Below are 12,328 nucleotides of genomic sequence, written 5' to 3' on the forward strand. Positions count from 1 at the left end.
AACACCGCACTGCCTGACAGTGCGGTTTTTCTTTCCGGAGATACTATGTCCTCTCTCTTTTCTGTCCCGGTTGACCGCCACGGCACTTACTGCACGCAATGGGATTTTGTGCAGGATCGCTTTGGTCAGGCGGATTTACTGCCTTTTACTATCTCAGATATGGATTTCGTCACAGCGCCGGTGATCCTGAACGCTATTTCAGAGCGTACCGCACACGGCGTATTCGGCTACAGCCGCTGGCAGCATAATGATTTTCTCAGCGCGGTTGCGCACTGGTTTTCATCCCGTTTTCAGGCGCAGATTGATACTCAGGCACTGGTGTACGGGCCGTCGGTGATCTACATGGTCAGTCAGATGATCCGCCTGTGGTCACAGCCCGGTGATGGTGTGGTGGTGCATACCCCGGCGTATGATGCATTTTATAAAACGATCACCGGCAATCAGCGCACCATCATTCCCTGCCCGCTGCAAAAAACAACAGACGGCTGGTGGTGCGATATGGATGCGCTGGGATCGCTGCTTGCAAAACCGGAAACCCGGATTCTGCTGCTGTGCAGCCCGCATAACCCGACCGGGAAAGTCTGGACCCGCGAAGAACTGACCACCATGGCAGAATTGTGTGAGCGGCATAATGTGCGGGTGATCAGTGATGAAATTCATATGGATCTGTGCCGTGCGCCGCATCAGCACACGCCGTGGTCTGAAACCGGGCGCGGGGAATGGGCGTTATTCACTTCCGCATCGAAATCTTTCAATATTCCGGCGCTGACCGGCGCTTACGGGCTGATTTCAGATACTGCCTCCCGCGAAGCTTATTTTCATCAGCTGAAAGCCTGTGACGGGCTCTCTTCCCCCGCCGTGCTGGCGGTTATCGCCCATATCGCGGCCTACCGGGAAGGTGCGCCGTGGCTGGATGAACTGCGTGATTACCTCTTTGCTAATCTGGACTATATAAAGCAGCGGCTGGATGCGGAATTTCCGCAACTGAACTGGCAGGTACCGGAATCCACCTATCTGGCATGGATAGATCTGAATCCGCTGAATATTGATGATAAAGTTCTGCAACATGATCTTATCACACGGGGAAAAGTGGCGATCATGCCGGGATATACCTACGGAGAGGAAGGGCGCGGATTTTTGCGTCTCAATGCCGGATGCCCGCGTGATAAACTCGCCGCAGGCATGGATAAATTAATTCACGCGCTGAAATCACGCTGATGTTTTGCACGACCCGGGCGCATTATGCGCCCCGGTTATTCGTGTTTGCCGACCTTATTGCGCAAGGCGCGGCGTAAATAGGAAAACGGTAAGCTGGGGCACGACTTATCTGCGGGTCTGCCGGTGTTCACCGCTTCCTGTTTTTCATCCTGAACCGGTTTTTCCGGCGGGATCTTTCCGGAGGTGGTGTTTTCCGCCATGTTATTCCCCTTCTTTACTCAGAGCGTCGTTAACCGCTTCTATTTTCCGTACTGCGTCATTAAGAATATCAGCGATCTGTCCGAGCTTGGTTTCATCCAGTTCACTGGTGACCAGTTTATGGCGCAGCAGTGCCCGTAAATTCCCCAGCGCCTGTTCGATTTCATCGGATAACAGTGAACCGCGGCGGAAAGATTTGGTTTCCTGCAGGCGTTGTGCAATCTGTTCCAGAACATCGGTGTTCTCTTCCAGATGCATTTTACCTTCCGGTGTCAGGCTGTAACTTTTACGGCCGTTACCGGTGTTTTCCGCAACAATCAGCTGCTGATCTTCAAGCAGGGTCAGTGTCGGGTAAATCACGCCCGGACTCGGTGTATAGAGCCCGGAAGTCAGCTGGCCAATAGATTTGATTAACTCATAACCGTGACTCGGTTTCTGGTTAAGATTCGCCAGCATCATAATACGCAGGTCACCATGATCAAGCAGGCGGCGCAAGCCTTTCCCGCGACCGCGATGACGACCGTGTTCGCGCCCTTCGTGACAACCGTGGCCTTCGTGGTGTTCATGATGATCGCCATGGTAACCATGTTCGTGCTGTCCGTGATGATCACCATGACAGCAATGGCTGTGGTGTTCGTCGTGGCCGTGATGTTCACCATGGCAACGGTGCCCGTCTTGTCCGTGGCGTTCCCCGTGACGGCCGCCATGGCCCCCGCGGCGCTGACGCCCTTCCTGTGAATCACAGGCGCGGTGGCGTAAAGCATGAAGAAACATAATAAATTCCTTTTGTGACAGATAATGATAATCAGCAAAATCAGATTTTAGATATATCTGTTTTGCCTTCAGGAACGACTATAGTCTACCGGAATAAAAAGATCAAATTAGATATATCTAAAATAGCACATTTTGTCTTTTAACGGGAATGATTATCACTATCGCAGTATAACAGGAAGTGACCTGCACTATCAGCAAATGGTGCGAAACACACTGACAGTGCAGGTATAAAGGACGAAAATCAGAAGTCAGGGTTAACCAGAACAATTTTTCCGGTTAAGTCGCCGGATTCCATCAGCTGATGGGCTTTTGCCGCATCCGCCAGGTCAAAGGTATAGTTGACCAGCGGTTTGACCTTTCCTGCCCGCAGCAGCGGCCAGACTTTATGGGCCAGATCACGGGCAATAACCGCTTTCTCTTCCGGTGTCCGTGCGCGCAGTGTTGAGCCGGTATGCAGCAGGCGTTTTACCATCAGCGGCATCAGATTGAGGTTCTGCGGATTACCGCGCATCAGGCCAATCTGGATAATCCGCCCGCCTTTGGCTGCAACCTCATAGTTTTTGCTGACATAATCACCACCGATAAGGTCAACAACCATATTCACGCCCTGCCCGCCGGTCAGTTCCGGAATAACCTGTGCAAAATCGTTTTCGCGGTAATTAATGACGTGATCGGCTCCCAGCTGCCGGGCCAGTTCTGCTTTCTCACCGGATCCGACAGTCGTGTATACCGTGGCACCAAAGGCTTTCGCCAGCATAATCGCCACACTGCCGATACCGGAGGTACCACCGTGGATAAGTACACTCTCTTCACTCTGGAGTTTGCCGGTCTGGAAGACATTCGCCCATACGGTGAAAAAGTTTTCCGGAATGGCCGCAGCTTCGGTGTAACTCAGATTTTCCAGCGGCAGCGCGATGCTGTCATGCACCAGGCAATATTCAGCATATCCCCCGCCCGCAACCAGCGCGCACACTTTATCGCCGATCTGACGGCGTTTGCAGTCCTCCCCGACTGCCACAACCTCGCCCGCGATTTCCAGCCCCGGAATCGGGGAGGCATCCGGCGGCGGCGGATAACTGCCCTGACGCTGGAATACGTCAGGCCGGTTAACACCGGCGGCTGCCACCTTAACCAGCAGGTATTCTCCCTGTACCTTCGGCAACGGTATCTCAATTGCCTGTAATACTTCCGGGCCACCGTGCCGGGTTATATCAATTGCCATCATTGATTCAGGTAATGTATATGACATCATTACTTTTCCTTAAACAGTCCCGGTTTTTTAATACCTGTCGTATTATGACGAGTCAGGCAAGTTACGGTTTCAGCATAATGCAGCTTATCAAAGATAGCACTGCATGTTTATGACGGTGTATTATATCCGGCCACTGCTTTTTATATTTTTTATCCGGCCGGAATTTTGGTTTTTTCGTTATTTATTTGTGACGATTTTTAATGTATCACACTACTTTATAACGCGAAAAGAACGCATTGTTCATATTCGCCCGGTTTATTAACATACTGATAAGCAGGAAATTGACCTGCATTCCCCCGCTCTGTTATTTTAAACCGGATTATTGAGAGTTTAATCAAATAATTCACATTATGACATCACGGAAAAAGCATAATATGTCAATATTATGCCCCTGTTTTCAGCCCGGTATGACGATATTTAAACTCAGACTACTTACCACTTTTGGTAGTCTGTGATAAAATTGATTCAAATCAATATTATTTCAAGAGCAAGCCTATGATCCCGGAAAAACGTGTAGTACGTAGAATTCAATCAGGTGGCTGCGCGATCCACTGCCAGGATTGCAGCATCAGCCAGCTTTGCATCCCGTTCACGCTCAATGAGCATGAGCTGGATCAGCTCGACAATATTATCGAGCGTAAAAAGCCTATCCAGAAAGGCCAGGCACTGTTTAAAGCCGGAGATGAGCTGAAATCACTGTATGCAATCCGCTCCGGGACCATCAAGAGTTACACTATAACCGAAGAAGGTGATGAGCAGATCACCGGTTTTCATCTTGCCGGTGACCTCGTCGGCTTTGATGCCATTATCAATACCGAGCATCCGAGCTTCGCCCAGGCGCTGGAAACGTCCATGGTCTGTGAGATTCCGTATGAGACCCTGGATGACCTGTCCGGCAAAATGCCGAACCTGCGTCAGCAGATGATGCGCCTGATGAGCGGTGAAATCAAAGGCGACCAGGAAATGATCCTGCTGCTATCCAAAAAGAACGCGGAAGAGCGCCTGGCGGCCTTTATTTATAACCTGTCCCGCCGTTTTGCGCAGCGCGGTTTTTCCCCGCGTGAATTCCGCCTGACCATGACCCGTGGTGATATCGGTAACTATCTGGGTCTGACGGTCGAGACTATCAGCCGTCTGCTGGGTCGTTTTCAGAAGAGCGGAATGCTGGCGGTAAAAGGCAAATATATCACCATCGAAGATATGGAACAGCTGGCTGCACTGGCTGGTAAAGTGCCTGCACTGCCGCAGGATTAGTAATATCTCTCCCGGCAACATTTTTGGCTGCCGTAAAACGCATCAGACCGGTTAATTTCGGTCTGATGCGAATATTTCCTACATTACTGCTCCCGTTTGGTTTATCTTTATAGATACGTATCCAGCCCCGCGAGGAGAGATGAATGTCTGAATATCAGAACCTCTTAGTTGCAATAGACCCCAATCAGGATGATCAGCCGGCATTACGGCGTGCGGTATATATCGTGCAACGCAATGGCGGACGCATCAAAGCTTTCTTACCTATCTATGATCTGTCATACGATATGACCACCCTGCTGTCCCCCGAAGAACGGGATGCCATGCGCAAAGGCGTGATTGCCCAGCGTTGCGCGTGGATCAAACAGCAGGCGCGTTATTATCTGGAAGCCGGTATCGATATCGACGTGAAAGTGGTATGGCATAACCGGCCTTATGAGGCGATTATCCGGGAAGTTGTCAGTGGTGGTCATGACCTGCTGCTGAAAATGGCGCATCAGAATGATAAGTTTGAGTCTCTGATTTTCACCCCGCTGGACTGGCAGCTTCTGCGCAAATGTCCGTGTCCGGTCTGGATGGTTAAGGATAAAGTCTGGCCGGAACAGGGTTCTGTGGTGGTCGGTGTGAATCTGTCCAATGAAGAATCCTACCATGACGCGCTGAATCTCAAACTGGTGTCACTGACACAGGATCTCGCAAAACGGATTGTGAAAGACCCGGCCATCCACCTGGTCAGTGCTTATCCGGTCGCACCTATCAATATCGCTATCGAATTACCGGATTTTGACCCGAATACTTACAACAACGCGCTGCGCGGCCAGCATCTTATCGCCATGAAAGAGCTGCGCCAGCAATTCTCCATCGGCGAGGAGTACACCCACGTTTATGAGGGATTACCGGAAAAAGTGATCCCGGAAGTATGCGGTGAACTGAATGCCGGGGTGGTGGTGCTGGGTATTATCGGCCGGACCGGTATTTCTGCCGCGTTCCTCGGTAATACCGCAGAGCATGTTATCGACCATCTGAAGTGTGATTTGCTGGCGGTGAAACCGGACGGCTTTGTTTGTCCGATCGATACCAGTGAAGATGATTAATTCTGTCTCCCGCAGAGGCCACGGCTTCTGCGGGAATTTTCTTCGCGTTCTGCGATAATCAGAACAACGGCGCACACATCCCGTCACCGAGCACTTTTTTCACGTTCTTCTTATTCGGTTTAAATTCACCGACCACTTTATTATCGGAATAAACCTTAAACTCAGTGGCTTTACTGAGCGCTTCCGTCAGATTGGTCCATGCTGCAGCACCGGCGCGGTTCTTGGTGCTGTCCGGTACAAAATACGCTTCGTCGTCGATCAGAAATTCAATCTGCCCTTCCACTTCATGGTCACCGGCGGAAATATCAATACTGTGATCGATTGAATTTTCATAATCCTCCGGGTCTGCCCCGACATTACAGGCGACAACAACGGTCACGCCGGTGTCATTACTGATCCCGTACTCGATAAACCCCTGACCGAAACCGGATGTCCAGATATTCGGAATAGCTAATGCGGAAGCAGAAAAGAGAAAGAGTGAAACAGCCATCATTTTTTTCATTAATCTGAACCCTCTGAGTGAAAAAAAGGCGGGTAACGCATTTACCCGCCTTGTGCATTTTATGCTTTTTTACCCGGATTACAGTGCGCGCAGAATAGCGTCACAGCTGGCTTTGGCATCGCCAAACAGCATCTGGGTGTTTTCTTTGAAGAACAGCGGGTTCTGAACCCCGGCGTAACCGGTATTCATCGAACGTTTAAAGACAATCACGTTCTGCGCTTTCCACACTTCCAGAACCGGCATCCCGGCAATCGGGCTGTTCGGATCTTCCAGTGCCGCAGGGTTAACGGTGTCATTCGCGCCGATCACCAGCACCACATCGGTGTCTTTGAAATCATCATTGATTTCATCCATTTCCAGCACGATATCGTAAGGCACTTTTGCTTCAGCCAGCAGGACGTTCATGTGTCCCGGCAGGCGACCGGCAACCGGATGGATACCGAAACGGACTTCGATGCCCTTATCCCGCAGTTTCTGAGTGATATCGTGAACCGGATACTGAGCCTGGGCAACCGCCATACCGTAGCCCGGGGTGATGATAACGGAATTTGCCCCTTTGAGCATCTCCGCCACATCTTCCGCACTGATCTCACGGTGTTCGCCCTGCTCTTCATCACCGGATGACGCGGTACCGTCAGTACCGAAACCGCCGGCAATCACACTGATAAAGGAGCGGTTCATCGCCTTACACATAATGTAAGACAGGATCGCACCGGAAGAACCGACCAGCGCACCGGTGACAATCAGCAGGTCGTTGCTGAGCATAAAGCCCGCCGCTGCCGCTGCCCATCCGGAATAAGAGTTCAGCATGGAAACCACTACCGGCATGTCCGCACCGCCGATAGAGGCAACAAGGTGCCAGCCGAAGGCCAGTGCAATCACTGTCATCAGGATCAGGGTGAAGACCTGTAAACCGGTACTGTCCGTTTTGACAAAGGTCCATAATAGCAGGAAGGACACCACCAGTGCCGCCAGGTTCAGTTTGTGGCGGTTAGGCAGCATCAGCGGTTTGGAGGATAATTTCCCGCATAACTTGCCGTAAGCAACAATAGAACCGGTGAAAGTCACCGCACCGATAAAGATGCCGAGGAACACTTCTGTCAGGTGAATGTTATTCATCACCGCAGAGGTCAGTGCCTGGTCGTGATCCATATAGCTGTTGAAACCGACCAGTACCGCTGCCAGACCCACAAAGCTGTGCAGAACAGCAACCAGCTCCGGCATTTCGGTCATTTCGACTTTACGTGCCAGACGAATACCGATTACCGCACCAATCACCATGGCAACAATAATCCAGCCGATATTGGCGGAATAAGGCCCGAAGATGGTGGCAACCAGCGCGATAGCCATACCGGTAATACCCAGCAGGTTACCCCGTTGTGAGGTTTCATGGCGGGATAACCCGGCCAGACTGAAAATAAATAAGATTGCGGCAACAATATATGCCGCTGTAACGACTCCGCCCGACATATTCATTACCCCTTACGAAACATTTTAAGCATACGCTGTGTGACGGTGAATCCGCCGAAAATATTGATACTGGCAATCAGTACCGCAATAAAGGAGAAGAATGTCACCCAGCCGCCGCTGCCGATTTGCAGCAGTGCGCCGACAACAATGATCCCCGAGATTGCGTTGGTCACCGCCATCAGCGGGGTATGCAGCGCATGGCTGACATTCCAGACCACGTAATAGCCGACCACACAGGAGAGTGCGAACACGGTAAAGTGGGATAAGAACTCCGGCGGAGCCACATTCGCCAGCCAGGCGAACAGGATAAATGCCAGTGCCATCAGGCCGTATTTCAGCCACGGTGACATTGGTTTTTCCGGTTTTTTCTCTGCTTTGACAGCAGCCGGTTTTGCCTGCGGCTGTGCGGATACCTGAATCGGCGGTGCAGGCCAGGTAATTTCACCGGCTTTCACTACCGTCAGACCACGGATCACCACATCATCAAAATCAATGTTAATCTGCCCGTCTTTCTCTTTGCACATCAGCTTCATCAGGTTCACCAGGTTGGTGCCGTAAAGCTGGGATGACTGCGTGGCAAGACGCGCAGCCAGGTCGGTGTAACCGATGATTTTGACACCGTTTTCTGTGGTGTGGATTTCACCCGGCACGGTCAGTTCGCAGTTACCGCCGTTCTGAGCCGCCAGGTCAACAATCACGCTGCCGGATTTCATCGACTCCACCATTTCTCTGGTGATGAGTTTCGGTGCCGGTTTGCCCGGGATCAGCGCGGTAGTGACAATAATATCCACTTCTTTTGCCTGATCGGCAAACAATGCCATCTCAGCCTTAATAAAGGCCTCCGACATGACTTTCGCGTAACCGTCACCGCTGCCTGCATTTTCTTCGAAATCGAGTTCGAGGAATTCGGCACCCATACTTTTAACCTGATCTTTTACCTCAGGGCGGGTATCAAAGGCACGGACAATGGCCCCGAGGCTGCCCGCCGCACCGATGGCGGCCAGACCGGCAACACCGGCACCGATCACCAGCACTTTGGCCGGCGGTACTTTCCCGGCGGCGGTGATCTGCCCGGTAAAGAAACGGCCGAAGGCGTTGGCAGCTTCCACAATCGCACGGTAACCGGCGATATTGGCCATCGAACTCAGTGCGTCCAGCGACTGGGCGCGAGAGATACGTGGTACAGAGTCCATCGCGAATACGTTAATACCCTGTGCGGCCAGTTTTTCCAGCAGCTGCGGGTTCTGGGCAGGCCAGATAAAGCTGACCAGTGAACTGCCCGCCTTCATCAGCGGAATTTCATCATCCTGAGGGGCATTCACTTTAAAAATAAGGTCAGACTGCCAGGCTTCCTGTGTGCTGACAATATCAGCACCGGCTTCGCGGTAAGCGTTGTCATCAAAACTGGCAAGATGACCGGCTCCTGTTTCAACAGCCACATCAAATCCGAGTTTTTTCAGTTGTATTACTGTTGCCGGCGTGGCGGCGACCCGGGTTTCACTGGACTGTCGCTCTTTTGGTACACCAATACGCATAATGTTCCCTTATATAAGCTCAAGTGTTTTACGGATGATTGGTCGGACATGTGCGTAAAAAAACAACCAACTGCACAAATTCAGATCAAAAGCACCCTTTTATCCGATATGTCCTAATAAGCTACTGAAAAATGTGATATCGATCCATCTAATTTATTTGCCGGATGAAATTAAAACGGCATTTATCCGGGAGGAAAAATTTTTTGCCGATAAATGACTATGATTGCATAAATTTATGGTAAAAATAGCTGTATGATTAACAGTCGTTAGATTGCACGATAAATTAAAGCGACAACAAGCACAAATACATGTCATAATTGTGCGGCCAGGATATAAAATTTACAGGTTCAGCACGTTATGAATATTAATTGCGCAAGGCGGAAGGATTTTGTATGAAGCTGAAAACAACGGTCATCGCATCTGCGATGTTTTTTTCATTTACCAGTCTGCTCCCCGCTCAGGCGGCACAGGAATTAACACCGGAACAGGCCGCTCAGTACCAGCCATTTGAGCGGATTGCAGTTACAGGGCGTTTTAATGCAATTTATGAAGCCGCAGCTGCCGTTTCGCGTAAAGCAGACAAAATGGGTGCCGATGCTTTCTATATCCAGAGCCTCGATGATCTGAACAACAACGGCAATATGCGCGTTGTTGCGGATGTTTACCACCGCGATGCACCGCCTGCCGAGAAAAAAGGCTACCGCCAGTTCCGTGGCGTTAATGAATTACCAGAGAAAGATGCCATCGGTCTTCAGCCGTTTGATACCGTCACTGTCAGCGGTTTTTTTGCCAACAGCCCTGACCTGAACGATGCTATCGCCAAAGAAGCGGTGAAAAAAGGTGCGGCCTCTTTCTTTATCGTCCGTAATATTTTCACCAACGATGGCGGCAACCAGCTGGTCACTGCCTATGTCTATAAAGCGGATGCGCCAAAACGTGTACTGCAGACAGAAGAAGCGCTGATCCCTGCGGATTCAGATGCCGGTCGTGCCGCACTGGCTGCCGGTGGCGAAGCCGCCAAACAGGTTGAAATCCCGGGTGTGGCCTCTTCCACTGATACCGCCGGTAATAATGTCGGCCGTTTCTTTGAAACCCAGTCCTCCCGCAGCGGTCGTTATACCGTCACGCTGCCGGACGGCACCCAGGTTCAGGAACTGAACAAGGCGTCAGCCGCTGTTATGGCACCGTTTGACAGCGTGACCTTCACCGGTTACTACACCACGTCACCGGAAGTCTCTTATCAGGTTGCTAAACGTGCTGCAGCCAAAGGGGCGAAATATTACCATATCACCCGCCAGTGGCAGTCCAGCGGCGGTAACGTGACTATCAGCGCCGACTTATTTAAATAATCACCGCCTGACAGTTCACCGGAAAAAGCGTATCTCAGATATGCTTTTTTTATGGCTCCCCGCTGTGGTATTAACACTTTCACTACATTCTTCTGCTGTCATTCTGATAAACAGTAAATATGCATAATATAATGCAATTAATGCATGATTAAACATTGCATATCCCGCCGCGTATCCGTACAATCAGCGCCAATTTTTGCGTATTCAGTCAGATTGACTGCATGAATCCCCTGCTTACCGCATCAGATTTACCGGGAAGGTCTTTTGGATAAGAAACTCAGTTTAACCGCGCTCACCGCTTTAGTGCTCAGTTCTATGGTCGGTGCCGGTGTGTTTAGTCTTCCGCAGAATATGGCCGAAGTGGCCAGTCCGGCTGCACTTATTATCGGCTGGTCAATTACCGGTGTCGGTATCCTCTTTCTGGCCTTCGCCCTGCTGCTGCTCTCCCGGCTGCGTCCGGATCTCGACGGCGGCATCTTTACCTATGCCAAAGACGGTTTCGGAGAGCTGATTGGTTTTTGCTCCGCCTGGGGATACTGGTTATGTGCAGTGATTGCCAACGTTTCCTATCTGGTGATTGTGTTTGCGGCGTTCAGCTTTTTTACGGATACCCCGGACAATATTGTTTTCGGCGACGGAAATACCTGGCAGGCGCTGATTGGTGAATCTGTTCTGCTGTGGTTTGTGCATTGTCTGGTTCTGCGCGGCGTACAAACCGCTGCCGGTATCAATAAGCTGGCAACATTTGCCAAACTGGTGCCGCTAGGCCTGTTTATCGTGCTGGCGGTGATTGCGTTCCGCTGGGATACCTTCCATCTTGATTTCACCGGTGTGGATCTCGGAGTACCGGTGTGGCAGCAGGTGAAAGATACCATGCTGATCACCCTGTGGGTGTTTATCGGGATTGAAGGTGCCGTTGTGGTTTCCGCCCGTGCCCGCCGCCGCAAAGATGTCGGCCTGGCTACCATGATGGCGGTGATTTCCGCACTGACGATTTATATCCTGGTCACCCTGCTGTCAATGGGTGTTGTTGCCCGTCCGGAACTGGCAGAAATGCGCAACCCGTCAATGGCGACACTGATGGTAAACCTGATTGGCGGCAGCGGTGAGATTATTATCGCAGCAGGTCTGATTATTTCAGTCTGCGGTGCGTATCTGAGCTGGACAATTATGGCTGCCGAAGTGCCGTTTATTGCCGCATTGCATGGCTCTTTCCCGTCACCGTTTAAAAAACAGAATGCGAATAATGCCCCATCCTCCTCTTTATGGATGACTAACGGTGCGGTACAACTGGCCCTGGTGCTGATCTGGCTCAGCGGCAGTAATTACAATACGCTGCTGACCATTGCTTCTGAAATGATTCTGGTGCCTTATTTCCTGGTCGGTGCATTCCTGGTAAAAACCGCCCTGAGAATGAAAAAACCGGCACTGCTCAGTGTTGGCGTGATCGCAGCCCTGTATGGTTTATGGCTGATTTATGCATCCGGCATTATCAATCTGATGCTGTCCGTTGTGCTGTATGCACCAGGCATTCTGGTATTTTTGTATGCCCTGAAAAACCGTGAGATAAAAACCACACTGCATTTTATCGAATGGAGCATTATTGCTGCCCTGCTGATAGCAGCAGTTCCCGCACTCTGGTATCTGGTGCGCTGAAAATCTGAAAACAGGAGCCGGTCGCTGAC

General features: G+C 51.0%; 11 protein-coding genes. 5 read left to right on the top strand and 6 right to left on the bottom strand.

Annotation, left to right across the window (positions count from 1 at the left end):
* Positions 1–45: 45 nt before the first annotated feature.
* Positions 46–1,218, top strand: coding sequence for a MalY/PatB family protein (locus tag U868_RS0110470; RefSeq protein ID WP_025153249.1), 1,173 nt, complete (start codon positions 46–48; stop codon positions 1,216–1,218).
* A 35-nt stretch (positions 1,219–1,253) separates the two neighbouring features.
* Here U868_RS0110470 and U868_RS25715 read toward each other — a convergent pair whose 3' ends face one another.
* The 3 genes from U868_RS25715 to U868_RS0110485 all read right to left on the bottom strand — a co-directional run bounded on the left by U868_RS25715 (position 1,254) and on the right by U868_RS0110485 (position 3,442).
* Positions 1,254–1,418, bottom strand: coding sequence for a hypothetical protein (locus U868_RS25715; RefSeq protein ID WP_004237547.1), 165 nt, complete (start codon positions 1,416–1,418; stop codon positions 1,254–1,256).
* Between the two features lies 1 nt (position 1,419).
* Positions 1,420–2,190 carry a PadR family transcriptional regulator gene (locus tag U868_RS26170; RefSeq protein ID WP_025153250.1) on the bottom strand — a complete coding sequence of 257 codons (771 nt, stop codon included), beginning with the start codon at positions 2,188–2,190 and terminating at the stop codon, positions 1,420–1,422.
* 241 nt (positions 2,191–2,431) lie between these two features.
* Positions 2,432–3,442, bottom strand: a complete 1,011-nt coding sequence (locus U868_RS0110485; protein WP_025153251.1) for an NAD(P)H-quinone oxidoreductase — start codon at positions 3,440–3,442, stop codon at positions 2,432–2,434.
* Positions 3,443–3,937: 495 nt separating this feature from the next.
* Between U868_RS0110485 and U868_RS0110495 the strand changes: the two genes are divergently transcribed.
* Positions 3,938–4,696 carry an FNR family transcription factor gene (locus U868_RS0110495; protein WP_004237544.1) on the top strand — a complete coding sequence of 253 codons (759 nt, stop codon included), beginning with the start codon at positions 3,938–3,940 and terminating at the stop codon, positions 4,694–4,696.
* Between the two features lie 143 nt (positions 4,697–4,839).
* Positions 4,840–5,787 (top strand): universal stress protein UspE, encoded by a 948-nt coding sequence (uspE, locus tag U868_RS0110500; RefSeq protein WP_025153252.1) that lies wholly within the window; start codon positions 4,840–4,842, stop codon positions 5,785–5,787.
* A gap of 58 nt (positions 5,788–5,845) precedes the next feature.
* Here the strand turns inward: uspE and U868_RS0110505 are convergent, their stop codons facing one another.
* The 3 genes from U868_RS0110505 to pntA all read right to left on the bottom strand — a co-directional run bounded on the left by U868_RS0110505 (position 5,846) and on the right by pntA (position 9,294).
* Complete coding sequence (locus tag U868_RS0110505) at positions 5,846–6,289, bottom strand: hypothetical protein (protein WP_025153253.1); 444 nt, start codon at positions 6,287–6,289, stop codon at positions 5,846–5,848.
* Positions 6,290–6,367: 78 nt separating this feature from the next.
* Positions 6,368–7,759, bottom strand: a complete 1,392-nt coding sequence (pntB, locus tag U868_RS0110510; protein WP_025153254.1) for a Re/Si-specific NAD(P)(+) transhydrogenase subunit beta — start codon at positions 7,757–7,759, stop codon at positions 6,368–6,370.
* A 5-nt stretch (positions 7,760–7,764) separates the two neighbouring features.
* Positions 7,765–9,294, bottom strand: a complete 1,530-nt coding sequence (pntA, locus tag U868_RS0110515) for a Re/Si-specific NAD(P)(+) transhydrogenase subunit alpha (RefSeq protein WP_025153255.1) — start codon at positions 9,292–9,294, stop codon at positions 7,765–7,767.
* Between the two features lie 392 nt (positions 9,295–9,686).
* On the opposite strand from pntA, the gene ydgH reads away from it, so the two are divergent.
* Entirely contained in the window at positions 9,687–10,643 is a 957-nt protein-coding gene (gene ydgH, locus U868_RS0110520) for a DUF1471 family protein YdgH (protein WP_025153256.1), read from the top strand.
* 264 nt (positions 10,644–10,907) lie between these two features.
* Positions 10,908–12,299: an amino acid permease gene (locus U868_RS0110525; RefSeq protein WP_025153257.1), complete on the top strand. Its 1,392-nt coding sequence runs from the start codon at positions 10,908–10,910 to the stop codon at positions 12,297–12,299.
* Positions 12,300–12,328: the final 29 nt, after the last annotated feature.

The sequence above is a fragment of the Morganella morganii H1r genome, from assembly GCF_000633515.1.
GTDB classification, from domain to species: domain Bacteria; phylum Pseudomonadota; class Gammaproteobacteria; order Enterobacterales; family Enterobacteriaceae; genus Morganella; species Morganella morganii_B.

Coding starts and splice junctions, on each gene's coding strand:
- U868_RS25715 (WP_004237547.1), bottom strand. CDS start 1,418: ATGGCGGAAAACACCACCTCCGGAAAGATCCCGCCGGAAAAACCGGTT.
- ydgH (WP_025153256.1), top strand. CDS start 9,687: ATGAAGCTGAAAACAACGGTCATCGCATCTGCGATGTTTTTTTCATTT.
- uspE (WP_025153252.1), top strand. CDS start 4,840: ATGTCTGAATATCAGAACCTCTTAGTTGCAATAGACCCCAATCAGGAT.
- U868_RS0110505 (WP_025153253.1), bottom strand. CDS start 6,289: ATGAAAAAAATGATGGCTGTTTCACTCTTTCTCTTTTCTGCTTCCGCA.
- pntB (WP_025153254.1), bottom strand. CDS start 7,759: ATGTCGGGCGGAGTCGTTACAGCGGCATATATTGTTGCCGCAATCTTA.
- pntA (WP_025153255.1), bottom strand. CDS start 9,294: ATGCGTATTGGTGTACCAAAAGAGCGACAGTCCAGTGAAACCCGGGTC.
- U868_RS0110495 (WP_004237544.1), top strand. CDS start 3,938: ATGATCCCGGAAAAACGTGTAGTACGTAGAATTCAATCAGGTGGCTGC.
- U868_RS0110485 (WP_025153251.1), bottom strand. CDS start 3,442: ATGATGTCATATACATTACCTGAATCAATGATGGCAATTGATATAACC.
- U868_RS26170 (WP_025153250.1), bottom strand. CDS start 2,190: ATGTTTCTTCATGCTTTACGCCACCGCGCCTGTGATTCACAGGAAGGG.
- U868_RS0110470 (WP_025153249.1), top strand. CDS start 46: ATGTCCTCTCTCTTTTCTGTCCCGGTTGACCGCCACGGCACTTACTGC.